Origin of the sequence: Pseudomonas sp. NPDC096925 (genome assembly GCF_044762545.1) — a bacterium.
In the GTDB taxonomy this organism is placed as follows: Bacteria; Pseudomonadota; Gammaproteobacteria; order Pseudomonadales; family Pseudomonadaceae; genus Aquipseudomonas.
This window is the reverse complement of sequence record NZ_JBIWEM010000001.1, coordinates 1,016,772-1,041,442: the sequence shown is the minus strand read 5'-3', so window position 1 is coordinate 1,041,442 and position 24,671 is coordinate 1,016,772. Positions and strand designations below refer to the sequence as shown.

At 64.3% G+C, this 24,671-nt stretch carries 21 protein-coding genes; 7 read left to right on the top strand and 14 right to left on the bottom strand.

Annotation, left to right across the window (positions count from 1 at the left end; genetic code table 11):
• Nucleotides 1–98: 98 nt before the first annotated feature.
• The 10 genes from ACIQYU_RS05035 to ACIQYU_RS04990 all read right to left on the bottom strand — a co-directional run bounded on the left by ACIQYU_RS05035 (nucleotide 99) and on the right by ACIQYU_RS04990 (nucleotide 11,748).
• Nucleotides 99–1,229, bottom strand: a complete 1,131-nt coding sequence (locus ACIQYU_RS05035) for a lactonase family protein (RefSeq protein ID WP_402798423.1) — start codon at nucleotides 1,227–1,229, stop codon at nucleotides 99–101.
• Nucleotides 1,195–1,485 (bottom strand): DUF5629 family protein, encoded by a 291-nt coding sequence (locus ACIQYU_RS05030; RefSeq protein ID WP_402798422.1) that lies wholly within the window; start codon nucleotides 1,483–1,485, stop codon nucleotides 1,195–1,197. Before ACIQYU_RS05030 ends, ACIQYU_RS05035 begins: the two co-directional genes overlap by 35 nt.
• 72 nt (nucleotides 1,486–1,557) lie before the next feature.
• Nucleotides 1,558–3,933, bottom strand: coding sequence for an RND family transporter (locus ACIQYU_RS05025; protein ID WP_207831823.1), 2,376 nt, complete (start codon nucleotides 3,931–3,933; stop codon nucleotides 1,558–1,560).
• Between the two features lie 20 nt (nucleotides 3,934–3,953).
• A complete protein-coding gene (locus ACIQYU_RS05020) occupies nucleotides 3,954–4,973 on the bottom strand; it encodes a YCF48-related protein (protein ID WP_063913825.1) in 1,020 nt (339 codons plus the stop codon).
• A 267-nt stretch (nucleotides 4,974–5,240) separates the two neighbouring features.
• On the bottom strand, nucleotides 5,241–7,898 hold the full coding sequence (gene pepN, locus ACIQYU_RS05015; protein WP_402798420.1) for an aminopeptidase N: 2,658 nt from the start codon (nucleotides 7,896–7,898) through the stop codon (nucleotides 5,241–5,243).
• A gap of 12 nt (nucleotides 7,899–7,910) precedes the next feature.
• On the bottom strand, nucleotides 7,911–8,741 hold the full coding sequence (locus tag ACIQYU_RS05010) for a DUF2797 domain-containing protein (RefSeq protein WP_063913823.1): 831 nt from the start codon (nucleotides 8,739–8,741) through the stop codon (nucleotides 7,911–7,913).
• The gene (locus tag ACIQYU_RS05005) at nucleotides 8,738–8,998 is read right to left on the bottom strand and encodes a YeaC family protein (RefSeq protein WP_003260154.1); all 261 of its coding nucleotides are present in this window, start codon (nucleotides 8,996–8,998) and stop codon (nucleotides 8,738–8,740) included. Before ACIQYU_RS05005 ends, ACIQYU_RS05010 begins: the two co-directional genes overlap by 4 nt.
• 13 nt (nucleotides 8,999–9,011) lie before the next feature.
• Nucleotides 9,012–9,890: a rhomboid family intramembrane serine protease gene (locus ACIQYU_RS05000; RefSeq protein ID WP_402798419.1), complete on the bottom strand. Its 879-nt coding sequence runs from the start codon at nucleotides 9,888–9,890 to the stop codon at nucleotides 9,012–9,014.
• Nucleotides 9,887–10,858 carry a metallophosphoesterase gene (locus ACIQYU_RS04995; RefSeq protein WP_207831807.1) on the bottom strand — a complete coding sequence of 324 codons (972 nt, stop codon included), beginning with the start codon at nucleotides 10,856–10,858 and terminating at the stop codon, nucleotides 9,887–9,889. Before ACIQYU_RS04995 ends, ACIQYU_RS05000 begins: the two co-directional genes overlap by 4 nt.
• Nucleotides 10,858–11,748 (bottom strand): NAD(+) kinase, encoded by an 891-nt coding sequence (locus ACIQYU_RS04990; protein ID WP_025338255.1) that lies wholly within the window; start codon nucleotides 11,746–11,748, stop codon nucleotides 10,858–10,860. Before ACIQYU_RS04990 ends, ACIQYU_RS04995 begins: the two co-directional genes overlap by 1 nt.
• Before the next feature lie 88 nt (nucleotides 11,749–11,836).
• Between ACIQYU_RS04990 and ACIQYU_RS04985 the strand changes: the two genes are divergently transcribed.
• Nucleotides 11,837–12,769 (top strand): DUF1853 family protein, encoded by a 933-nt coding sequence (locus ACIQYU_RS04985; protein ID WP_402798418.1) that lies wholly within the window; start codon nucleotides 11,837–11,839, stop codon nucleotides 12,767–12,769.
• Nucleotides 12,770–12,992: 223 nt separating this feature from the next.
• Nucleotides 12,993–13,538, top strand: a complete 546-nt coding sequence (locus ACIQYU_RS04980) for a cytochrome b (RefSeq protein WP_207832133.1) — start codon at nucleotides 12,993–12,995, stop codon at nucleotides 13,536–13,538.
• On the opposite strand, the gene ACIQYU_RS04975 is transcribed toward ACIQYU_RS04980, so the two are convergent.
• The 3 genes from ACIQYU_RS04975 to ACIQYU_RS04965 form a co-directional block, all read right to left on the bottom strand.
• Nucleotides 13,529–14,419: a 1-aminocyclopropane-1-carboxylate deaminase/D-cysteine desulfhydrase gene (locus ACIQYU_RS04975; RefSeq protein ID WP_233687140.1), complete on the bottom strand. Its 891-nt coding sequence runs from the start codon at nucleotides 14,417–14,419 to the stop codon at nucleotides 13,529–13,531. The genes ACIQYU_RS04980 and ACIQYU_RS04975 overlap by 10 nt on opposite strands.
• Before the next feature lie 154 nt (nucleotides 14,420–14,573).
• Nucleotides 14,574–16,610: an NADPH-dependent 2,4-dienoyl-CoA reductase gene (locus ACIQYU_RS04970; RefSeq protein WP_207832137.1), complete on the bottom strand. Its 2,037-nt coding sequence runs from the start codon at nucleotides 16,608–16,610 to the stop codon at nucleotides 14,574–14,576.
• A gap of 185 nt (nucleotides 16,611–16,795) precedes the next feature.
• Nucleotides 16,796–17,245, bottom strand: coding sequence for a tautomerase (locus tag ACIQYU_RS04965; RefSeq protein ID WP_233687141.1), 450 nt, complete (start codon nucleotides 17,243–17,245; stop codon nucleotides 16,796–16,798).
• 96 nt (nucleotides 17,246–17,341) lie between these two features.
• On the opposite strand from ACIQYU_RS04965, the gene ACIQYU_RS04960 reads away from it, so the two are divergent.
• Complete coding sequence (locus ACIQYU_RS04960; RefSeq protein WP_402798415.1) at nucleotides 17,342–18,307, top strand: GlxA family transcriptional regulator; 966 nt, start codon at nucleotides 17,342–17,344, stop codon at nucleotides 18,305–18,307.
• 25 nt (nucleotides 18,308–18,332) lie between these two features.
• On the opposite strand, the gene ACIQYU_RS04955 is transcribed toward ACIQYU_RS04960, so the two are convergent.
• A complete protein-coding gene (locus tag ACIQYU_RS04955; protein ID WP_402798414.1) occupies nucleotides 18,333–18,656 on the bottom strand; it encodes a hypothetical protein in 324 nt (107 codons plus the stop codon).
• 217 nt (nucleotides 18,657–18,873) lie between these two features.
• On the opposite strand from ACIQYU_RS04955, the gene ACIQYU_RS04950 reads away from it, so the two are divergent.
• The 4 genes from ACIQYU_RS04950 to ACIQYU_RS04935 all read left to right on the top strand — a co-directional run bounded on the left by ACIQYU_RS04950 (nucleotide 18,874) and on the right by ACIQYU_RS04935 (nucleotide 24,663).
• Nucleotides 18,874–19,578, top strand: coding sequence for a molecular chaperone (locus tag ACIQYU_RS04950; protein ID WP_207832145.1), 705 nt, complete (start codon nucleotides 18,874–18,876; stop codon nucleotides 19,576–19,578).
• 26 nt (nucleotides 19,579–19,604) lie between these two features.
• Nucleotides 19,605–20,594 (top strand): fimbrial protein, encoded by a 990-nt coding sequence (locus ACIQYU_RS04945; RefSeq protein WP_207832147.1) that lies wholly within the window; start codon nucleotides 19,605–19,607, stop codon nucleotides 20,592–20,594.
• Between the two features lie 69 nt (nucleotides 20,595–20,663).
• Entirely contained in the window at nucleotides 20,664–23,483 is a 2,820-nt protein-coding gene (locus ACIQYU_RS04940; protein WP_333957665.1) for an ATP-binding protein, read from the top strand.
• Nucleotides 23,470–24,663 carry an EAL domain-containing protein gene (locus tag ACIQYU_RS04935; protein ID WP_207832152.1) on the top strand — a complete coding sequence of 398 codons (1,194 nt, stop codon included), beginning with the start codon at nucleotides 23,470–23,472 and terminating at the stop codon, nucleotides 24,661–24,663. Before ACIQYU_RS04940 ends, ACIQYU_RS04935 begins: the two co-directional genes overlap by 14 nt.
• Nucleotides 24,664–24,671 lie beyond the last annotated feature (8 nt).

Here is a 24,671-nt window from a genome sequence, read left to right as displayed (position 1 = left end):
TTTGACGTTGGCCCGTTTGGGCCTTGGGTCAAACTTACGCCGCCGAAGCCGCAGGCAAAAATTCATTGCGGCAGTATCGATTATCACGCCGATCGATATCACTCGATGAATTTGAGGTCCGACGGTGCATCCTGCTTCAGCGTCTGCACCGTCTCCAACAGCTTGCCGCTGCGTGGATCGCGGCGTATCACCACGATCTGGTTGCTCTTCTGGTTGGCCACCAGCAGGAAGTTGTCACTTGGGTCCAGGGCGAACTCGCGGGGATGATCCCCCTCCACCGAACGGCGCTGCAGGAACGTCAGCTGGCCGTCCTGCTTGCCCACGCTGAACACCACGACCTCGTTGGCCGTGCCGCGGTTGCTTACATACAGGAAGCGCCCGTCTGCCGACAGGTGCAAGCCACCTGCCGCTTTCGCCGCGGCGTCCTGGCGCTCGGTCAGGGGCAGGCGCTGGCGTTCGACCAGGTTGCCGTCCTGCACATCGAACATCACCACTTCGGCGTTCATCTCCAGGGTCAGGTAGGCGTACCGGCCCTTGGCGTCGAACAGCAGGTGGCGCGGCCCGCTGCCCGGCGGCAAATCCACCGACGCGGGGATCGCCGGCGTCAGCGGGTGGTCGGCGCTGGCGCCATCATAGCGGTAGATGAACACCTTGTCGGCACCCAGGTCGCTGGCATACAGGTGCCGACCGTCCGGTGACAGCACCAGCGAATGCACGTGGGCGCTGGCCTGGCGCTCGGGGTTGACCCCGCTCGCCTTGTGCCGTGCCTCTTGCACCACCGGCTTGAGCTTGCCGTCCCTGGCCACCGGGACCACCACCAGGCTGCCACCGGGGTCGGGCTTGACCGCGTAGTTGGCCACGAACAGATAACGCTGGTCACGGCTAAGGCTGGCATGGGTCGGCTCGTCACCTTGGCTGGGCACCTGGTTGAGGGGCTTGATCTCGCCTTTTGCACTGACGCCGAAACTGCTGACATGGCCGTTCGGGGTTTCATTGACCGCGAACAGCTGGCGTTGATCGGCCGACAACACCAGCCACGAAGGGCTGACACTCTTCACCACTTGCTGCGGCGCAGGGTCGATATGGCCGGTCTTTTCGTCGAACTGATAGCGGTAGATGCCCTGGCTGGCGCCATCGGTGTAACTGCCCACCAGCAAGGTCGCAGCGTGGGCGTTGATAGTCACGCTCATCAGGCTAGCGGTCAGCAGGCTCGTCCAGATCCGGTTCATCTTCGTCATCATCCGGGGCGCGAAAGGCACTCATACAGACTAGCCGATGCTCGCCGTTGGCATCGTCGAGTTGCCACTCGTCACCCACGGCAATGGCAGCAACGATCTGCTCGGGGGTGAAGGACCAACGGCGGAGCTGGCGGCCGTCCATGCATTCGATGGTGAGGCCGGATTCGTCGGAGATGAAGTCGAAGGCGTGCAGACCGTCGATCAGGAGCATGTCGCAGGACTGCAGGGCGGTGGCGAGGGGGGACATGGGGGTACCAATCTGAAATGAGTGGGCATTATAGCCTTGTGTCGCGATGGGCCGCACAGCGGCCCCCTGCGATCAATGGGCGAAAATGGAGCCCCCTTCCTTGCCCGCCATCTTCTCCGGTTTGATCAGGAACCGCGCCAGCGCCGGCAGCAGCCACAGCGCACCGAACATGTTCCACAGCAGCATGAAGGTCAGCATCAGCCCCATGTCCGCCTGGAACTTGATCGCCGAGAAGATCCAGGTGCACACGCCAATGGCCAGGCACAACCCGGTGAACAGTACCGCCTTGCCGGTCGAGCGCAGGGTCTCGTAATAAGCCTCCTGCAACGGCAACCCGGCGCGCAGGAAGCTTTCCAGCCGGCTGTAGATGTAGATGCCATAGTCCACGCCAATGCCCACACCCAGCGCCACCACCGGCAAGGTCGCCACCTTGACCCCGATGCCCATGTAGGCCATCAGCGCGTTACCCAGCACCGAGGTCAGCACCAGCGGCAGGACGATGCACAGGGTGGCAGCGAACGAGCGGAAGGTAATCAGGCACATCACCGCCACGCAGATGTACACCAGGATCAGGATGGTCAGCTCGGCCGACTTGATCACCTCGTTGGTTGCCGCCTCGATCCCGGCGTTGCCCGCCGCCAGCAGGAACTGCAGGCCTTCCTTGTTGTGGCTGTCGGCAAACGCCTTGGCCACGGCGGTGACCCGCTCCAGGGTTTCGGCCTTGTGGTCGTTGAGGAACACCAGCACCGGCGCCAGCGAGCAGTCACCGTTGTACAGGCCATCGGCGCGGGCGATGGAGTTGTTGAGGATGTCCGGGTTGCGCGACAGGGTTTCCCATTTCAGGCTGCCCTCGTTCATGCCCTTGATCACCTGCTTGGACACGGTCACCAGGGAAATCGCCGACTGCACGCCCGGGGTGTTCTGCATGGTCCACATCAGCTCGTCGATCGGCGCCATGGTCGAGTGGATCGAGCAACTTTCCGGCGGGGTCTTGACCATGATCACCAGCACGTCGGAACTGGTCGAGTAGTTGCTGATGATGAAGTTGTTGTCCTGGTTGTAGCGCGAGTCGGGGCGCAGCTCCGGCGCGCCCTGGTCGAGGTCGCCGATCTTCAGGTTCTGGCTGTACCACAGGCCACCGGCGAAGGCGACCAGCGCCAGTGCCACCGACACCGGTGCCACCTTGGCACTGGCGAAGTTCGACAGCAGGCGCCAGAACGGGTGCTCGCGGGTGGCGTCCTGCTTGCTGCGCTCGACGGCCTTCTTGCTGATGCCGACGTAGGAGATGGCTACCGGCAGCAGGATAAGGTTGGTGAACACGATCACCGCCACACCTATGGAAGCGCCGATGGCCAGTTCACGGATCACCCCGATGTCGATGATCAGCAGGGTGATGAAGCCCACGGCGTCGGCGAGGATGGCGATCATCCCCGGCAGGAACAGCTGGCGGAACGTGCGCCGCGCGGCGGTCAGGGCGTTGTCGGCATCACTCGACTGCAGGGCGATACCGTTGATCTTCTGCACCCCGTGGGAAATGCCGATGGCGAAGATCAGGAACGGCACCAGCATCGAGTACGGATCCAGGCCAAAGCCCACAGCATGCATCAGGCCCAGCTGCCAGACCACTGCCACCAGGGTGGTGATGAGCACGGCGATGGTGCTGCGGATGCACCAGGTGAACCAGTACAACAGCACCCAGGTGATGGCCAGGGCGACGCCGAAGAACATCGCCACCATCACCAGCCCGTCGATCAGGTCACCGACCTTCTTGGCGAAGCCGACGATGTGAACCTTCACGTTGGGGTTCTGCGCCTGGAACTTGTCGCGGATCTTTTCTTCCAGCTGGTGCGAGAACTGCTGGTAGTCCAGCTTCACCTGCTTGCCCGGGTCCTGCGGGTCGGGGTAGCTCTCCAACAGAGGCACATCGACGATGCTGGACTTGAAGTTGTTGCCCACCAGGCGCCCCACCTGGCCTGACTTGAGCACGTTGTCGCGCAGGGTGTCGAGGCTGTCCTGCGAGCCGTTGTAGGTGTTGGGGATCACCTCGCCACCAGAGAAGCCTTCTTCGGTGACCTCGCTCCAGCGCACGCTGGGGCTCCACAGCGACTTCAGCCCGGCACGGTCGACGCCGGGGATGTAGAACACTTCGTCATGGACCTGCCGCAGGGTCTCCATGTAGTCCTTGTCGAAGATGTCGCCGTTGACCGCCTCCACCGAGATGCGCACGGTGTTGCCGAGGTTGGCCAGGTCGTTGCGGTGCTCCATCATCTGCTCGATGAACGGGTGCTGCAGCGGGATCATCTTCTCGAAGCTGGTGGACGGGCGGATCTGCGTGGCCTGCCAGAACAGGAAGATGCTGACCAGTACGCACAGGGCGATGACCACGGGGCGGTTGTTGAAGATCAGGCGTTCGAGCAGCGTGGCCTTGTCCTGGTGATGCGGGTGCATGGTGATGCTCTCCCTGCTGGTCATGGACGCACCTCCTGGTCAGCACCCTGCGGGTCAGCCAGGTGCACGCCACCCTGCCCTACCAGCAGCAGGCCGCCATTGGCCAGGCCGCTGACACCGGCCAGGGCAATACGGTCGGCGCGGTTGTAGACACTGAAAGTCTGGCCATCATCGGTACTGCGCAGCACGCTGCCGCCATTGCCGACCAGCACCAGGCTGCCATCCTCGACAAGCGTAGCGCCTGCCAGGCCGAATTCGAGGGTGCCGCGTGCAGCCTTGAGTTCGATCGGCTGCCAGCTGTCACCAAAGTCGGTGGAACGGAACAGGTTGCCGCGCAGGCCGTAGGCCAGCAGCGTGCGTGGCTGGGCAGTGCCGATCACGCCGAACAGCGAGCCCTCGTAGGGGCCCTCGACCTTGGCCCAGGTCTGGCCGTTGTCGGCGGAGCGGAACATGCCGCCCTGCTCTCCGACAATGAACAGGCCGGCATCGCGCACCTGGGCGATACCGTTCAGGTGTAGCTGGTCAGGGTTGTCCAGGCGCTCGGCCACATCCTGCCAGTGCTGGCCACCGTCGGTGGTTTCCAGCAAGGCGCCGTAGGCACCCACGGCAAAGCCGTGCCGGGCGTCGAGGAAGGTGATATCGAGCAAGGGCGCTTCACGGGCAAGGTCTTCGAACTGCTTGCTCCAGGTGGCACCGCCGTCACTGCTGGTGAGGATCTGCGCGTCATGGCCGACGGCCCAGCCGCGCTTGTCGTCGAGGAAGAACACCGCGGTGAGCAGTTGCCGGGTAGGCACCCGGGCCTGGGTCCAGGTGCTGCCTTGATCATCGGAGAACAGGATATGACCGCGATCGCCTACCACCACCAGGCGCTTGCCGGCATGAGCGGTATCGATCAGCAGGCTTTGGCTGGCCTTGGTCGATTCGGTGGAGTATTCGTCGGCGGCAGCGGCTTGCACGCTGTCAGCCCACACGCCAAGCCCCAGCGCCAGCACCGCGCCGGCTGCCAGTGGCCAGGCGAAGCGCCTGTTCCGTTCCCTCATGACTGTCCCCCTGTTGTGTTCTTATTTGGTGGGTCAATGCATTGCAGATACTGCGAAAAGCCTGATCTAGAGGCCTGCAATAGCCTGAGGGGATCGTAGCGGGGATGTTTGCGGGAATACAACGGGCGGGGTGTTATGTTTTGTTATCGGCTGTAAAAGCTTCGCGGGTAAACCCGCTCCCACAGGTCCTGCACAGCCCATGAAAGCGGTGCAGTACCTGTGGGAGCGGGTTTACCCGCGAAGAGGTCGGCTCAGGCTACGGAAGGCTTAAGCCAGGCTCTTGCTCACAACCTCATACACATCACTGGACAGCTCACCAGAAGCCAGAATCCGCTCCAGCTCGCCCTTCATCAGGGCCTGACGCGCATCGTCATACTTGCGCCAGCGGGTCAGCGGTGCCAGTTGCCGCGAGGCGATCTGCGGGTTCAGCGCATTCAGCTCGATCACCAGGTCCGCCAGGAAGCGGTAGCCCGAGCCATCCGCCGCATGGAAGTTGACCAGGTTCTGCCCGGCAAAGGCGCCGATCAGCGCACGGACCTTGTTCGGGTTCTTCAGGGTGAACGCCGGGTGCTGCATCAGCGCCTTGACCCGCGCCAGCCCGCCCGGCAGCGTGCTGGCCGCCTGCACGCTGAACCACTGGTCCATGACCAGCGGGTTGTCCTTGAAGTGCTCGGCAAAGGCCTCCAGCGCCTTGGCCCGCTCGGCCTCGAACGGCGAGTTGACCAGCACGGCCAGCGCAGTGAGGCGCTCGGTCATGTTGTCGCAGTGCTCGAACTGCTCCAGGGTCGCCTGCAGTACCTGCGGCTTGCCGCTCTGCATCAGGTACGACAGCGCGATGTTCTGCAGGCTGCGGCGGGCGAAGTGCTCGGCCGAGGCCACGTAGGCGGTGCTGCGCGACACTTCGCGGTTGGCCTGGTAGCGCGCCCACAGGGCGGCGAACAACTGCTCGGCGATCTGCTGACGAGCGAACTCGCGGGCGGCGTGGATGGCATCCACGTCGGCCACCTGGCTGATCTCGGTGAGGTAGGCCTCACCCGGCAGCGAGAGCATTTCGGCAACCATGGCCGGGTCCAGCGACTCGTTACCGAGCACAGTGCCCAGGGCAGTGATCAGGCGCTGGTCGAGCTTGAGCGCTTCGCCACGCTGATGCTGGCCAATCAGCTCCTGCAGCACCTGCACCGACAGCTGCTGCCCCGCCTCCCAGCGGTTGAAGCCGTCGCTGTCGTGCTGCATCAGGAACATCAGCTGATCGCGGTCATAGGGGAAGCTCAGCTTGACCGGTGCGCTGAAGCCACGCAGCAGCGACGGCAGCGGCTTGGCCTGGATGCCCTGGAAGGTGAAAGTCTGCTCGGCTTCGGTCACCGACAGCACGCGGCTGGTGCCCTGCGCCTTCGCTTCACCGGCCAGTTGCAGCGGCAGGTCGTTGCCTGCGGCGTCCAGCAGGCCCAGCTCCACCGGGATCACGAACGGCAGTTTTTCAGCCTTGTCCGGGGTCTGCGGGCAGCTCTGGCGGAAGGTCAGGCTGTAGGTTTTCGCAGCCGCGTCATAGGCCTCGCTGACTTCAAGGCGCGGGGTGCCGGCCTGGTTGTACCAGCGCTTGAACTGGGTGAAGTCGACGCCGTTGGCGTCTTCCATGGCCTTGATGAAATCGTCGGTAGTCACCGCCTGGCCATCGTGGCGTTCGAAGTACAGGTCACTGCCCTTGCGGAAGCCATCGGCACCCAGCAGGGTACGAACCATGCGCACCACTTCGGCGCCCTTCTCGTACACGGTCAGGGTATAGAAGTTGGAGATCTCGATGAAGCTGTCCGGGCGTACCGGGTGGGCCATGGGGCCAGCGTCTTCGGCGAACTGGTGAGTACGCAGGTAGGCCACGTCTTCGATGCGCTTGACCGTACGCGAGTTCATGTCGGCGCTGAACTCGGCGTCGCGGAACACCGTGAAGCCTTCTTTCAGCGACAGCTGGAACCAGTCACGGCAGGTGACACGGTTGCCCGACCAGTTGTGGAAGTACTCGTGGGCGACCACGCCTTCGACGCGCTGGTGGGCGGCATCGGTAGCCGTTTCGGCACGGGCCAGCACACAGCTGGAGTTGAAGATGTTCAGGCCCTTGTTTTCCATGGCGCCCATGTTGAAGTCGTTGACCGCGACGATCATGAAGATGTCCAGGTCGTACTCGCGGCCATAGACTTCTTCGTCCCAGCGCATGGACTTCTTCAGGCTGACCATGGCGTGGTCGCACTTGTCGATGTTCTCGGGCTCGACGTAGATGCGCAGGGTTACATCACGGCCGGACTGGCGGGTGAAGCTGTCTTCGACGCACCACAGGTCACCGGCCACCAGGGCAAACAGGTAGGCCGGCTTCATGAACGGGTCTTCCCAGGTCGCCCAGTGGCGGCCGTCTTCGGCCGGCCCGCTGCCGATCGGGTTGCCGTTCGACAGCAATACCGGGTAGCGATGCTGCTCGGCGATGACCGTGGTGGTGAAGGTGCTCATCACGTCCGGACGATCGAGGTAGTAGGTGATCTTGCGGAAGCCTTCGGCCTCGCACTGGGTGCAGAACATCTTGCCCGACTTGTACAGGCCTTCCAGTGCGGTGTTGCTCTCGGGGTGGATCTTCACGCTGGTGTCGAGGGTGAAGCGCTCGGCCTTGGGCTGCACGGTCAGGCTGTCGGCGTCGAGCTGGTACTCACCCGGCTGCAGTTCCTGGTCATCCAGCGAGGCACGCAGCAGTTCCAGCTGCTGGCCATCGAGTTCCAGTGGCGGCAGGCCGGCACCGCGTGCCGGGTTGCGGCGCATGACCAGTTGCGCGTGAACCAGGGTGTGGTCCTCGAACAGCTCGAAGGTCAGGTGCGTCTCGTCGATCAGGTACTCGGGCGCCTGGTAATCCTTGAGGTAGATCACTTGCGGTTGTTCGGTACGCATGTAGAGGTCCTTTTACTGGAGCACGGCCAGCTGGTAGGCCGTGTACTTGCGAATATTGATCACACCGGTGTCGAAGATCAGGTACTGGCCCTTGATGCCCAGCAGCGTGCCTTCCACTACCGGGTCCTTGTCGAGGTTGAAGCTGACGATCTTTTTCGGGTAGGCCTCGACCGGGTATTTCATCTGTACCACTTCCGCGTCGCGCAGTGGCTGGATCGCCTGCAGGCCAAAGCGGCCCTGCAGTTCGCGCAGGCCATCGGCGCAGGCGTCGAAGACCTGTTCACGAATTGCAACCAGATCGAGTTCCTCGGCGTCGCCTTTGAGCAGGGTGCGCCAGTTGGTGCGGTCCGGCACCTGGCTGCGCAGCAAGTCTTCGACCAGGCCGGACTGCTGGCGGGTGGCCACGCGCACGATCGGCAGGGCCTGGCTGGCGCCCTGGTCAAGCCAGCGGGTGGGCAACTGGGTGGCGCGGGTGATACCGACCTTGATCCCCGACGAGTTGGCCAGGTAGACCACGTGATCGGTCATGCAGAACTGTTCGCCCCACGACGGTTCGCGGCAGGTGCCGGCGTCGTAGTGGCACTTTTCCGGGGCCATGATGCACACGTCGCACTGGGCCAGCCGGGTCATGCACGGGTAGCAGTAACCCTGGCTGAAGCTGGTCTTGGTGCGCTTGCCGCAATGGCTGCAGTGAATGGCGCCGAGGTATTCCAGGCGCAGGCGTTGGCCGATCAGCGGGTTGACCGGCACCTGTGTGTCATCCAGGCGGAAGCTGTACTGCACCACTGGCGCCTGCAGGCTTACCGCCATCTTGCTCAACGAGCCACGCGCGAGTTCGATCAATGTACCGAGTCCGACTTGAACAGAATGTTGGCAATCGGTGCAGACTTCGACGCGCATTCCTGTGGGCCCATGTAGCCGGTGCGCTGGTCTTCGGGCAGGTTTTTCATTTCCCAGGCGATTACCGCCTGCAGCGACAGCTCTTTCTGCTCGGCGGTGAGCTTGCGGCCATCCGACCATTTGCCGATTTCCACGGCCAGTTTCAGGCTCTCGTAAATTTCCGGGGTGATGTTTTCGATCATTTGCGCGAAAGTGGACATAGTGTCTCCTGATTCAAGCCGACAGTTTACGCCGGGCCAGCGCCCCACCCAAGAGCCCGGTCAGGCATCCGATGAGCAGCCCGCCGACATGGGCGGCGTTGGCGATCTGGCCAAGGCCCAGGGTGTCGATCACGCCGCTCAGGCACACCACCAGCCAGATCAGCATCATCACCAGCACGCCCTTGGGCAGGTCGAAGTAACGGTTGGGTGCCAGCCACTGGTACAGCCAGATATGCCCGAGCAGGCCGTACAGCACGCCGGACAGGCCACCGAACAGGCTCGGACCGCTGCTGTAGTGCTGGGCCAGGTTGGACACCAGGCTGAACAGCAGGGTCAGGCCAAGCAGCGCCCACGGGCCCTGGCGCAGTTCGATGCGTTTGCCCAGTTCCCAGTACCACAGGCTGTTCATGGCCAGGTGCAGCACGCCGAAGTGCAGCAGCATGGGCGATACCAGGCGCCACCACTGGCCTTCGTCCAGGCTTTGCGCCAGCGGGCTGAAGTACAGGTAGTCGCCCTGGACGCGGAAGTCGAGGAAGGTGAACCAGCTGATGGTAGTGAAGTTTTCGCCCAGGCCCGTAAGGCCGGCGACGATGAAACACAACAGCAGGATTATGGTGGTGACTTTGCAAGCGCGGGCCTGTTCCGCCAGGGAGGGCCCTTTCGCGGGCACGCCCGCTCCCACAGGATCGGCGGTGGCTGGCAGGTCGGCATTGCCGTCGGGGTAGCGCTGGTAGAGCTCGCGGACGTCTGCAGCCAGGGTGTCGGGGGCCCAGAGCACCTGCACCTCGCCCTCCTCGCTGACCCGGTGCGGCACCTGCAGGCGCTGCAACAGTTGGACGAAGCCGCTGAGGTCGACCGACAGCGGCAGGCGCATCACTTCGATAACGTTCATTGGTTGGCCTGTGGGCGGTCAACGTCGACCCAGACGAACTTGTGCGGGTCGATGCGGGTTTCATCATCCAGGCGGTAGGCGGCCAGCTTGCCGTAGAGCACGGCGCTGTAGTCCAGGCAGGCCAGGTTGGCGCGGATCGGCGCCGGGCGGCCGCTGCGCCAGTAGTGGCCGACGAACAGCATGGGCTCATCTTCGGCATAGCGCAGCAAGGCGTTCTTCTGGCTGTGGCTGAGTGGGGTGCTGGCGACTTCCGCCGGCAGGGCGTCGGGCTGGAACACGATGTCGCCATAGGTTTGCGGGTCTTCTTCCCAGAACTTGGTGCGGAAGAAGGCGCGGGTCAGGCCGTCGCCGCCAGTCAGGGTCAGGCCGTCCGGCAGGCGCATGTCGGTGCCGCGCAGCAGGCGGTTGCACACGGTGGCTGCAAAGCTGCTGCTCACCGCCGAGGCCTGGATGAAGTGCTCGTCGATGCACCCGTCGGGGTACTGCTGGCGCAGCGGCTCGATCAGCCGCGGGTCCCAGCAGGCATGCACCAGGCGGAAGCGCCCGGCGTCGACGAACAGTGGCAATTCGTAGAACCAGTTGACGAAGTCGTGCCAGTCAGCGGGGTGGTTGGCGAACTGGGTCAGGGTTTCGTCGATCAGCCGGGCGTGGCGCGGCGTATGTTCGCGCACAAAGGCCTTGCCGCTGCCGGGCAGTGCCGGGGTGACCCAACCCAGGGCGTTGTATTCGTGGTTGCCCATGATGCAGAACGCCTGGCCGGCCTCGACCATGTCGTGGACGATGTGCAGCGCCTCGCGGATGCGTGGCCCGCGGTCGACGATGTCGCCAAGGAACAGCGCCTGGCGCCGCGGGTGGCGCCACACGCCGGCCACACGCTTGTAACCGAGGGCGTCGAGCAGGCGTTCAAGGGTCAGCGCACAACCGTGCACGTCACCGATGATGTCGAAACTTCGCGCCGGATCGAGCATCAGTCGTCCCTGCTTCCCAAACGGCTGCCCCAACCGAGCTTGGTGCGGCAGACCTCGTAGTAATTGTGGTCGAGCGGGTGGATCAGGCGCAGCTTCTGCGGCTTCTTGCTCACCGTGATGGTGTCGCCGGGGGCGCAGGTGAAGTGGTTCTGGCCGTCACAGGATACTTGTGGGTAGATCTGCAGGTCCTTGGACACCACGATCTTCAGCTCGCTGTTGCCGTCGACCACGATTGGCCGGCCCGACAGGGTGTGTGGGTACATCGGCACGATGACGATGGCGTCGAGCTTGGGGTGCATGATCGGGCCGCCGGCCGACAGCGCGTAGGCGGTGGAGCCGGTGGGGGTGGCGACGATCAGGCCGTCGGCCTTCTGGCTGCAGACGAACTGGCCGTCGATGTAGATCTCGAACTCGATCATGCGCGTGGACTTGCCCGGGTGCAGTACCACGTCGTTCAGCGCATCACCCTGGCCAATGGCTTCGTTATGGCGGCGTACCTCGGCCTGCAGCAGGAAGCGGTTTTCCACCAGGTAATGGCCGTCGAGCACTTCGGCAACCTTCTCTTCCAGCTCGTCGGGGCGGATATCGGTAAGGAAGCCCAGGTTGCCACGGTTGATGCCCAGCACCGGAATGTTGTGCCGGGCCAGGGCACGGGCGGCACCCAGCAGGCTGCCGTCGCCGCCGACCACGATGACCAGGTCACAGACCTCGCCCAGCAGCTTGCGGGTGGAGGTTTGCAGGCCATGGCCGGGCAATACTTCGGCGATGGTGTCCTCGAGGATCACGTGCAGGTGGCGCTCGAGGAGGAATTTTTTCAGTCGGCGAATGGTGTCGAGCACCTGCGAGCTGCCAAGGCGGCCGATGATACCAATATTGCGAAATTGCTCCATGGGGCTCCTGCGAGGCTCTGCGGCGGGTGACTATGCCGCGATTATGGGCGAAACCACCGGGTAGCGGCAAACCGGCTATGCTCGCAGGATGATGCCATTCGCCCTGCTCCACCACCTGCCCCGGCAGCTACGCCGCCCCCACGTGCGCGACCTGGCCTGGGCCCTGCTGTCGCCCCCGTTGCTCAGCACCCCGCCCTGCCCCCAGCGCCACCCGCTGGCAGGCAGCCTGTGGGCGGATCAGCCGCAGCGCCTTGCAGACTGGCTGCAGGCGCTGGATGACGACGACCGCCCATTGCGCGACTGGCTGGCGCAACTGGGCAGCCGGCGCCTGGGGCATTACTACGAACGCCTGTGGCAATTCGCCCTGGGCCAGGCGCCGGGCATCGAACTGCTGGCGGCCAACCTGGCGATACGCGACGGCGGGCGCACCCTGGGCGAACTGGACGTGGTGCTGCGCGACCGCGACGGCGTGCACCACCTGGAACTGGCCATCAAGCTGTACCTGGGCCCGGAACACGCCGGGCAGGACCCCGCCGCCTGGCTGGGACCGGGCTGCCATGACCGACTGGGAAGCAAACTGGCGCACCTGGCGCGGCACCAGTTGCCCATGTCGGCGGGGGCGCACAGCCGCGAGGTGCTGGCGCAGCTGGGGGTGGAGCAGGTGCAGGCACATGTGTGGCTGGGTGGCTACCTGTTCTACCCGTGGCCTGGGCATGTGCAGCCACCGCAAGGTACCAACCCGCAACATTTGCGCGGGCGCTGGGTGCGGCGACGGGACTGGGCCATGGCTGAAGGGGAACATTGGCAGCCGCTGCAACGGCATGCTTGGCTGGCGCCGGCGCGGGTAGAGGCGAGTGAGAGCTGGGCGGTGGAGCAGTTTGCGGCGTGGCTGCATGTGCTGGAGCGGCAGGCACCGGCGCAGTTGCTGGTGAGGTTGGAGCAAGAAGCTGATGGGGTGTGGCAGGAGGCCGAGCGGGTGTTTCTGGTGGCTGATGATTGGCCGCATCTGCTCGATGTCTGATGTTGTCTGTGTTGGCCCCTTCGCGGGTAAACCCGCTCCCACAGGTACTGCACAGGCCTCTGGCTCAGCGCTGTGCCTGTGGGAGCGGGCAAGCCCGCGAAGAGGCCGGTGCAGACAACACAATTTTCACAGACCTGGCGCAAAGATTTGTTCCCCGTAGCCATTACAGTACTACCTGAGCGCCAGCAAGAGCGCCATTCCGACCTGATGACGAGGACCGATCATGGTTTCATCCACCCCCGCGACCCATTACACGCGCCTGTCCATTGCCCTGCACTGGCTGATGCTGGTACTGCTGGCCGCTGTCTATGCCCTTATCGAACTGCGTGGCCTGTTCCCCAAGGACAGTGTCGAGCGCAACCTGATGAAGGATCTGCACTTCATGCTCGGGCTCAGCGTGTTCGTGCTGGTCTGGCTGCGCCTGGCCATGCGCCTGAGCAGCCCGACCCCGCCCATCGTGCCCAAGCCAGCGGCCTGGCAGACAGGCCTTTCGCACCTGATGCACCTGGCGTTGTACCTGCTGATGATCATCCTGCCGCTGGCCGGCTGGCTTATCCTCAGCGCCGCCGACAAACCGGTGCCGTTCTTCGGCCTGGAGCTGCCGCACCTGATCGGCCCGAACCCGGACCAGGCCAAGTTCTTCAAAGGCTGGCATGAAAGCATCGGCACTTGGGGATACTGGCTGATCGGCCTGCATGCGCTGGCCGGGCTGTATCACCACTATGTGCAGCGCGACAACACACTGCTGCGCATGCTGCCTTACAAGTAACCGCGCCGGCCCTGCAGGCCGCCGGTGTGCACCACGATCAGGCGGGTGCCGGGCGCGAACAGCCCGGCACCCACCTGCTCTCGCAGGGCCAGCAGAGCCTTGCCAGTGTACAGGGCTTCGAGCGGCACGCCGGTGTGTCGCTCGCAGTCGGCGATGAACGCCAGCAGCTCATCATCGAATTTGCCAAAACCGCCACGGCAGGCGTCGTGCAACTGGTAGCCATGCGCGCCGGCCAGTGTCGCTACCGCCTCCGCCACACCATGATCCCTGGGTACAGCCAATGCGCCATGCACGACATGTGCGCCCGCCTCGGCCATTACCAGGCCGGCCAGGGTAGTCCCCGTTCCGGCGGCCAGCCACCAGGCATCGTAGCCCGACCAGCCCAGTGCCGCGATTTGCCCGCGCGCCTGCTGCATGAGCAGCGCGCAGCCCTGTGCACCGGCCAGCCCGCCACCCCCTTCGGGGATGCAGTGCCAGCCCGGATAGCGTGCCTGCCAAGGCGCCCAGAAACCCGCTTCGTTTCGCGCGCGATAACCGCCATAGCCCAGCCAGTGCAGTTCCATGCCCAGCGCCTGCAGGTCACGCACGGTTGGCGTGTCCTGGGCGTGGCCGCGCAGCAGGCCGGCGGTGGCGAAGCCGAAGCGCTTGCCGGCGGCGGCCAGGGCGTGCAGGTGATTGGAATGGTTGCCGCCGAGGCTGATCAGGCCCGGTGCGTTGCTGGCCGTGGCGTGCTGCAGGTGATGGCGCAGCTTGAACCACTTGTTGCCGCTGATCAGCGGGTCGATCAGGTCCAGGCGCAGGATGGCGGCTTCGACCTTGGCGGTTTCCAGCCAAGGCAGGGTCAGAGGGCGCAGGGGGGCTTGGGGAAGGTCGAGGAGCATGCTGCGAGTTTACCAGTGAAATCCCGGGGGCGCTTTGCGCCCCCGGTGGGAGCGGGTTCACCCGCGAACACCGGCGCAGCCGGTGCCATGCACCGCGTAGCCCTCTTCGCGGGTGAACCCGCTCCCACAGGGCCGCGCAGCGGCCCCGGCAACCTCAGAGCTCAGCCGCCAGTCTCGAACCCTGGTTGATCGCCCGCTTGGCATCCAGCTCCGCCGCCACATCGGCCCCACCAATCAGGTGCACCGACTGCCCCGCCGCCACCAGCCCGTCCTGCAGTTCGCGCAGCGGCTCCTGCCCGGCACAGATGACCACGTTGTCCACCGCCAGCACCTGCGGCTCGCCATCGGCCACGCGAATGTGCAGGCCGGCATCGTCGATGCCCAGGTACTCGACGCTGTTGAGCATCTGCACCCGCTTGTTCTTCAACCCGGTACGGTGAATCCAGCCGGTGGTCTTGCCCAGGCCGTCACCCACCTTGGATTTCTTGCGCTGCAACAGGTACACCTGCCGCGCAGGGGCATGCGGCTCGGCCTTGATCCCGGCCACGCCACCACGCGCCTGCAGATGGGTGTCGATGCCCCACTCCTTCCAGAACGCCTCACGGTCCTGGCTGGTGGCAACGCCCTGATGCACCAGGTACTCGGAAACGTCGAAACCGATACCACCCGCGCCAATCACCGCGACAGCCTTGCCCACCGGCTTGCGCTCGAGCAGCACGTCCAGGTAGCTGAGCACCTTGGCATGCTCGACACCGGGGATGGCCGGCGTGCGCGGAGCGATGCCGGTGGCCAGGATGATTTCGTCATAGCCACCGTCCACCAGGGACTGCACATTGACCCGGGTGTTCAGGCGCAGGTCCACGCCCGTGCTTTTGACCTTGTTGCGGAAGTAACGCAAGGTTTCATGGAACTCTTCCTTTCCCGGCACCCGCTTGGCCACATTGAACTGCCCGCCGATCTCGCTGGCAGCATCGAACAGGGTCACCGCGTGGCCGCGCTCGGCCGCTACCGTGGCTGCCGCCAGGCCGGCCGGGCCGGCACCGACCACGGCAATGCGCTTCACGGCGCGCACGGGCAGGTAGTTGAGCTCGGTCTCGTGGCAGGCGCGCGGGTTGACCAGGCAACTGGTCAGCTTGCCGCCGAAGGTATGGTCCAGGCAGGCCTGGTTGCAGCCGATGCAGGTGTTGATCTCGTCGCCGCGGCCGGCAGCGGCCTTGTTGACGAAGTCCGGGTCGGCCAGGAACGGCCGGGCCATCGAGACCATGTCGGCATCACCCTCGGCCAGCACCGCCTCGGCCACTTCCGGGGTGTTGATACGATTGGTGGTGATCAGCGGAATGTTCACCACGCCACGCAGCTTGGCGGTGACCTTGCTGAACGCCGCGCGCGGCACCTTGGTGGCAATGGTCGGGATACGCGCTTCGTGCCAGCCGATGCCGGTGTTGATCAGGGTCGCGCCGGCGTGCTCGATGGCCTTGGCCAGCAGCTCGATCTCGTCCCAGCTGCTGCCGCCCTCGACCAGGTCGAGCATCGACAGGCGGAAGATGATGATGAAGTTCGGCCCTACCGCGCCGCGCACCCGGCTGACGATTTCCACCGCCAGGCGCATGCGGTTTTCATAGCTGCCGCCCCAGCGGTCGGTGCGATGGTTGGTGTGGGCGGCGAGGAACTGGTTGATGAAGTAGCCTTCCGACCCCATGATCTCGACGCCGTCGTAACCGGCGCGCTGGGCCAGCACCGCGCAATTGACGAAGTCGGCGATCTGCTTCTCGATACCCGCCTCGTCCAGCTCCCTGGGCTTGAACGGGTTGATCGGCGCCTGGATCGCGCTGGGCGCCACTTGGCGTGGGCTGTAGGCATAGCGCCCGGCATGCAGGATCTGCAGACAGATCTTGCCACCGGCGGCGTGCACAGCCTCGGTGACGACGCGGTGCTTGTCGGCCTCCTCCTCGGTGCTGAGCTTGGCCGCCCCGGAATACACCCCACCCTCATCATTGGGCGCGATGCCGCCGGTGACCATCAGGCCGACGCCACCGCGAGCGCGCTCGGCAAAGTACGCCGCCATGCGCTCGAAGCCGCCCGGGCGCTCTTCGAGGCCGGTGTGCATCGAGCCCATCAGGGTGCGGTTGCGCAAGGTGGTGAAGCCCAGGTCCAGCGGGGCAAGCAGGTGCGGGTAGCGTTCGGCGGCCATGGAAAGGTCCCCAGATGGCGTATTCACGGGATGCGGGTGCCGCACCGGCCGGTGGGCCCCGTCGTTTGTCTGCCTGCGACATTAAACAGCCGTTTGAAGGGTCTCAATGATCGAAACTGACAAGTTATTGATCCTGGCGTACAGCGAAACCTGCCGCGAACTCGCAAATCCTCGGCCCACAGTTTCTATGTGCGGGTGACAAGATGTTGGTAACCGGCAGCACGGGTGAAATCGGCAAGATGCCAGAGACTCCCGTTCGCTCCCCAGGTGCCATCGGCGATGTCGACCAGCTGTATCGAAGTCATCAACATCCTCCCGTCATCCTTCCCGACGCATTGTTCGATGGCCTGGTGCAGGCCCTGCACGTAGTCCTTGCGCATCTGTTCATCGAGCACGCCGGCAGGCACCTTTACCATGACGATGCAGGGAATGGCGTGGGCGTGCATGTTCACCCCGCCACATAGCCAATCACCGCCCCGCACCTCCTCGATGAGCACCCAGCACAGGCTGCGCTGCGGCAGAGCGTCACCTATGTGCTCATGCGCGATTGCTGCCTCGCTGACGCGCTTCAACAGATGCTCGCGTTGCTGCTCGTTGAAAGCCCCGGTCGGTACCTTGATCAGGATATTGGGCATTGCTGAGACCTTTGTGATGAGTTGAAGCGCCATTAGGCCTGGCGCTCCTCTTACGCAAAAGTGTCGGATCCGTCCTCTTTCGAGCATAATCCGACAATGCACGATTTCACCATTCTGGTCATACCGGGGGCATTCGCCGCTAGCGTAGCCTCCACCCTGGATATCCTCGCCACCGCAGCAACCGTTAGCGAGCGACTCGGCCTGGCCGCACCACGCTGGCGGGTTTGCGGCCCGCAACCGGGAGCGGTAGCGCTGGGCCATGGCCTGCAACTGCATGTGCAACCGATCGAACAAAGCACCGATGACCAGTCCTGCTGGGTCATACCAGGAATCGGCGTCAGTGATATCGACCAGCTCGAAAGTCGCCTCGCGGAGCCATGGACCGCTCCCTTTCTCTCTGTACTGAGCGATCACATCGCCAACGGCAGGGAAATTGCCGCGTCATGCTCGGCCGTCTTTCTGCTGCATGCAGCCGGGCTGCTGGACGGCAGAAGGGTAACCACCTCCTGGTGGCTGGCACCGCACCTGCAGAGGCTCGCACCCGGCTGCCGCGTCGACCCGGACTTCATGGTGCTGGCCGATCATCCACTGACTACGGCAGGAGCTGCCTTCGCGCAAACCGACCTGATGCTGCACCTGCTTCGTCGGCGCCTGTCACCTGCAATCGCCGACGCGGTGGGCAAGGCACTGCTGCTCGACCGCAGGCAACTGCAGTCGCCTTTCGTCATCCCTGCCGTACTGGTGCAAGGTAATGCACTGATCTCGCGCCTGATCGCAGAGATCGAGAAGTCACTGCCTGAACTTGCGAGCGTCAAGACACTGGCCGCAAACGTCGGCATGTCCGAGCGGACCCTGTCGCGCCATGTGCACAAGGCAACGGGGCACTCCACCCGGCAGCTCATTCAGCGGGTGCAGTTGCACAAGGCCCGAGCGCTGCTCGAGTCCGGCGAACATTCCGTCGAGGCGATCTCGACGCTGGTCGGCTACCAGGACCCGACGGCTCTCCGGCGCCTGATGCGCCGCTTGCTCAACGCCACCCCGCGACAATTGCGCCAGCGCTGACTCAGGGGCTGCCTGCCCCATGCCCTCAAGGTGACGTCACGACCACCACGTAATGGCCCTGGGTCAGTGGCTCGCCACGCCCATCGACCAGTCTGTAGGCCTGATCCACCGTGTGCCCCCGGTCGACGCGTACCGCCTTCGCCGGCAGCGCCTGGCCATCCACGCCCTGAACGCCAATGACACTGTCACGCGCCAGCGCCGGGCAGTTATCCATGCGCCAGCCCGCATCGCCGACGGTGGTCGTGCAAGACGGCTCGATGATGCTGCCGGTGAAGTGCAGCATGCCCGAGGCGACGATGGCGCCTGCCTGGGCCTGGCCGACCAAGGCCAGGCAAATTGCGACACTCATTGCGAATCGCTTGCCGCTCATGATTGCCACTCCCCAATACCCAAGGTTGAGCCTATCGGATGGGCGGTGGCCTGCCTGGCTACGCGCGTGAGGCCGTTCACAAAGCAGGAAAATAAACCACACGGCCGTTTAAGAAACGTCTCAAAGCCGGCGGCGGTGCAACTGTCTAGGATGGCCAGGCCCCTCCCAGCCAACCTCACCGGAGCCCTTCCCAACCATGTCGCGATTGCTTCACACCCTCTCGCGCCCGGCCATGGCGGCACTCATCCTGATGTGCCTGGCGCCTACCGCCTGGGCCCAGCTCAAGATCGAAGGCACGCGCCTGATCTACCAGGGCTCGGACAAGGAAGCGAGCATCAATGTGGTCAATCGCAGTGGCCTCGACACAGTCATGCAAAGCTGGGTCAGCAGCCCCGACGAGGGCGGCGATGCCCCCTTCGCGATTGTTCAGCCATTAACCTTGATCCCTCCCAACGGCCAGCAGATGCTGCGGGTGCTGTACGCCGGCCAGGGCCTGCCCGAGGACAGGGAATCGCTGTTCTGGCTGAACATTCTCGAGATCCCGCGCAAACCCGAACAGGCAGATACCCTGCAGTTCGCCATCCGCCAGCGCTTGAAGCTGTTCTACCGCCCTGCCGGCCTGCCAGGCTCGGCCAGCAAGGCGGTCAATGGTCTGGAATGGCGCACGCGTCTGCCTGGCAGGATCGAAGTCAGCAATCCGAGCGCCTTCCATGTCTCGCTGGTCGACCTGCAGCTCGACAGCCCTGGGCAGTCGCACCCGCTTGCGGACTATGTCCTCCTGCGCCCGGGGGAGTCGCTCAGTCTCGAAACGCCCTCGCCCCTGCCAGTGCAGAGTCGCGTGGCGTTCAGCGAGCTGACCGACATCGGCCTGCAGAAGCGACACCACGTCGCGCTGCCGTGAACACACTGCCACAGGATAGCCACCCCATGACCCTGATCCGCAAACACCTGCTGGGCCTGCTCTTTGTCGCCGCCAGCTGCCCCGCCACCAGCTACGCGCTGTCCTGCAAGCTGGACCCGTCCAAGGCGTCGACGCTCAAGGAGGCCCTGGGCACCGCGCTGGCGGTACCGGCCGACGCCCCCGACGGCACGATCATCTGGGAATCGTCGCCACACTCGGTTCCGGTCATCTGTGCCGATGACTATGAAACCGGCGTCAAGGAAGATATCTATTTCTATGTCAACCCGGCCAAGGCCAATATCGGCAAGGGCATACGGGTGGGGATACGCTATGGGTCCCAGACCATCACCCAGACCTCGGGCGCCATCACCACCGGCTACAACTCGCTTCATGGTTGCAACTGGGCGAATTGCGCGGGTTGGGACAAGGCCCGGTTCACCCTGACCTTCACCGTGTTCATTGAAAAATACGGCGCAACGCCAACCAACGGGCAAGCAAGCACGTTGAGCGAATACCGGGTGTTCCAGCTGGACGGCAAGGGCGGCCTCAACCCCAGGCCCGACAGCAACCTCAACTATGTCGTCACCGGCATGAACAACATCCGCTTCGTGCCTTGCTCTCCCGAGTTGACCATCTTGCCGTCAGTGATCAGCTTCCGCCGTGCCTTGGTCAGCTCGGCACAGGTCGGCCAGGTTGCCAGTTCGGCCAGTTTCAGCCTCGATCTGGTCAGGTCCTGCGACACGCCCTACACCGTCGATGCCCGCTTCACCCCGGTTGCCGGCAGCGCCAGTGTCATCGACAAGCTGCTGGTGCCCGGCAACAACAGCTCCGTCGGGATCGCCCTGACCCAGCAGGACAGCAACCAGCCGGTGCCTTTCGACACCTGGTTCAAGCTGGCCGACCTGACCGTGCCGGGCTTGATCCGCAACGAGTTCCGCGCCGACCTGATCTGGCGATCGTCCCCCATCCCCGGTACGTTCGAAGCCATGGCGCTAGTGGACCTGTATTACAAGTAAGCCCTCGGCCAAACGGCCTTTAAGGTTCGTCTGATGTCCAGTTGCCAGCGGCCTGCCTAAATTCGCGGGATGCGACTCAAAGCCTATCTGCAACAGATCAACCCCCTTCTCTCCGACCCCGAGGCGGCGCGCCGCCTGCTTCGGCTACTGGCGGTCGTGCTATCGGCCGGAATTCTCGGCGCGGCCTACAATTTCCTGTCCTTTACCTTCAACACCGACATCGCCCGGCGCCATGGAACCATGAGCAGCGCAATCGCCGAGGCCCATACTTTCTTCACCAACCGCGAGGCACTGCTGGAAAGCCTGAGCCTCGCGGCCGTGCGTCAGGCGGTTCCGGGTGTCACCGCACCGCCCGTGGCACCACACGAGGAAGTGCACCTGCAACTGGGCAGCCAGCTGGACAAGCGCTGGAGCCTGTGGCTGACCCAGCGCATGTGTGCCTACCTCAAGGCCCGGCAGGTCAACCTGCTCTACGTCGACGCAGGGGCTCAGGGCTCCATGCGCTGGCTCTACAACAGCGACGCCCAGGCCTCGCCACCTTCGCCTGCCTTGCTTGAGCAGCTGCGCGATGCGGGGCACCGGCCCACAGCCCCCCGGGAACTGTGGCTGGCCGACCAGGACGCGCCCCGCTCGCGCCTGTTCATCTTCCTGCGCCTTGACGAGCGCGACCCCGATTCTGGCTGGCTGGGCCTGGAGATCGACAGCCAGGCGGTGTCGCCATCACTCGAGGATGCCAGCGCAGGTGAATTCATGATGTTCAACGCTGACGGCATGCTGGTATTCACCAACAGCCCGAACCCGACACTGAAGCGCTCGCGCCCCCAACCCTCGGGTGACAACTTCTTCGGCTTCGCCGGCGCGGGGTTCTTGCCCGAATACCTGGTCATCAGCAAGCCATTGATGTCCTCGGACTGGCAACTGGTCTATGCCATCGACCTGTCCGCCATCCTTGCCGGCCTGTGGCAGCAACTGCTCGGTGCCCTGTTGTTCTGCGTGATCAGCATCACCTTGATAAGGGTGCTGATCCGGCGTTTCGACCAGCGCTTGTTCACCCCCACGGTCGAACGCATCCGCGCGCTGGTGGAAAGCGAGATGTTCAGCCGGGACGTCATCGAAACCGCCCCCGTCGCCCTGTGCGTGCTGCGTCGCAGCGATGGGCAGGTTGTGCTGGAGAACCACCTGGCCCAGCAATGGCTGGGCCAGGACCAGGCTCGCGACGCACGCAGTGCGCGATGGATCGAGCAGGCCTTCGAGCGGCACGAAGGCCAGTGCAGCGACTATTTCGAGAGCGCCGAAGGGCGCCACCTGTACCTGAGCTGCTCGCCAACCCGCTACAAGGGCGAGCAGGTTCTGCTTTGCGCGTTCAGCGACATCAGCGCACGCAAGCAGATCGAGGCCGCGCTGGAGGACGCCCGGCGCGCGGCAGACACGGCCAACGAAGCGAAAACCCAGTTCCTGGCCACCATGAGCCACGAAATCCGAACACCGCTGTACGGCGTGCTGGGCACCCTCGAGCTGCTGTCTCGCACCGTGCTCGACGCCCAGCAGCGCGATTACCTGCGGGCCATCGAAGGGTCCTCGTCAACCCTGCTGCAGTTGATCTGCGACGTGCTGGACGTGTCCAAGATCGAGGCCGGTCAACTGGCCCTTGAACTCAGCGAGTTCAGTGCCCCGGACCTGGTCCGCGAGGTAATCCAGGGTTACAGCGCGGCAGCCGGGAGCAAGGGGTTGCAGCTCTACAGCTGCCTGGACCCGCGCCTGCCGGAGCACCTGATCGGCGACGTCAACCGCATCCGCCAGATTCTCAACAACCTGTTGAGCAATGCGGTCAAGTTCACCGATTGCGGGCGCGTGGTGCTGCGCGCCAGGTTGCTCAACCGCGATGGAGAGCGCTCCTGCCTGTTGTGGCAGGTCTCGGACACCGGCAAGGGCATCGCCGAACAGGACCAGCCATTCATCTTCGACCCCTTTTACCAGACCGAAGGCCATACCCAGGTCATTCCCGGCACCGGGCTGGGGCTGCCGATCTGCCAGCGCCTGACGCAATTGATGAACGGCCAGCTGCGCCTGGTCAGTGAGCTGGGCCTGGGCAGCAGCTTCAGTCTGACCCTGCCCCTGGAAGTCGCCTCAGGCCGCGCCGGCACCCCGTTCAACCTGCTGGCCGAACGCATTCACGTGGTATCGCCGGTACATGAACTGGCCGAAGCCATCAGTGGCTGGCTATGCCGCTGGGGCGCACGCGCCCAGGTCGGCGCCCCGCCACCGGGCAGCGCCATGGCCGGCGAACTGCTGGTCGAGCTGCATCCAGGCAACGTCGAGCGCCGGCTGGTCGCCGAATGGCCCGGCCCAAGCATCCTGGCCAGCGCCCAGGACTGCTGGGAGGCGCGGCACGAGGCTGGCCATTGGCAGGTCAACCTCAACGACCTGGGTGCTCTGCACCATGCCGTCGGCCAGGCTCAGGGCTTGCGTCGTCCCATGGGCCAGGCCGTGCCGGCCCCTTTGACCGAGCGGCTCGGGTTGCGCGTGCTGGTTGCCGAGGACAACGTCATCAACCAGTTGATCCTGCGCGACCAGCTCGAGGAGCTCGGCTGCAGCGTAGCCTTGACCAGCAATGGCGAGCAGGCCCTGCAAGCCTGGCAACGCGAGCATTTCGACCTGCTGCTGACCGACGTCAACATGCCCGGCATGAACGGCTACGAACTGGCCCGAGCCCTACGCCAGCTGGGCTGTACCCAACCCATAGTCGGCGCCACCGCCAACGCCCTGCGCGGCGAGGAAGATCTGTGCCTGGCCGCCGGCATGGATCGCTGCCTGATCAAGCCCTTCAACCTGCAAGCCCTGCTCAACTGCCTGGCCCCGTATCGAGGTAGCCGTCTTGAAGCCCTTTAACATCCTGATTGTCGAAGACCATCCGTTTCAGCATATGTACCTGCAACACCTGTTCAGCGAACTTGGCAGCTTCAACCTGGTAGCGGCCCGGGATGGCCAGGAAGCGCTGGAGCGCTTGCGCCAGCATGAAGTAGACCTGGTCCTGACCGACCTGCTGATGCCCGGCATGGACGGTGTGCAGTTCATCCAGCACCTCGCCGGCCTACGCCACAAACCGGGCCTGGCGATCATGAGTGCGGCCTCGCGGCGTATGCTCATGGCGGCGAGCCTGGTGGCCAAGAACCTCGGCGTGGATGTGCTCGGGCTGATCTCCAAGCCAGTCGAGCCCGCCGCGTTGCGCAGCCTGATCGACCAATTGCAGTTGCACCATCAGGCTCCGGCCCGGGAGGCACCGACCATACCCGAGTTCGATCGCCAGACCTTGGTCGAGGCCTTGAACAACCGGGCCTTTCAGGCCTGGTTCCAACCCAAGAAGTCCTTGCACAACGGCCGCATCGTCGCCGCCGAGGCCTTGGTGCGCTGGATGCATCCGGAGCAAGGCGTGTTGCTGCCAGGCACCTTCCTGCCGGCGCTCAACGCCTTCGGCCTGGAGGAAAGGCTACTGTGGGTGATGCTCAAGCAAGCCATGGATGCCCAGGCGCGGTGGCGTGACCGGGGCTATGACATTCCGGTCTCGATCAACCTGCCGACCCACCTGCTCAACAGCCATGACCTGGCCGACCGGCTGCTGGAATTCGTCCTGCACCATCAAGGCGTACCTGGCAAGCTCTGCTTCGAACTGATGGAATGCTCCATTCCCGAAGAGTTAAGCAACTTCTATGCGGGCGCCTGCCGCTTGCGCATGAAAGGTTTCGGCCTGTCCCAGGACGACTTCGGCAAGGGCTACAGCTCCTACATGAGCCTGGTCTCGACGCCCTTCACCGAACTGAAGATCGACCGGGCGCTGGTGCAGCGTTGCGATGAAAGCGAGAGCCTGGCTTCGGCCCTGGCCAGCATCGTCGCCCTGGGCCGCAAGCTCGGGCTCACCGTGGTGGCCGAAGGGGTCGAGACGCCCCAGGAGCTCGAGATGCTACGCAAGGTCGACTGTAACCAGGTGCAGGGCTTTTTGATCTCCCATGCCGTGTCGGCGGAACAATTCCAACGCCTGCTGCACAGCGACGGTCCGCCGTCGGCCTTTTGACCTGCTGT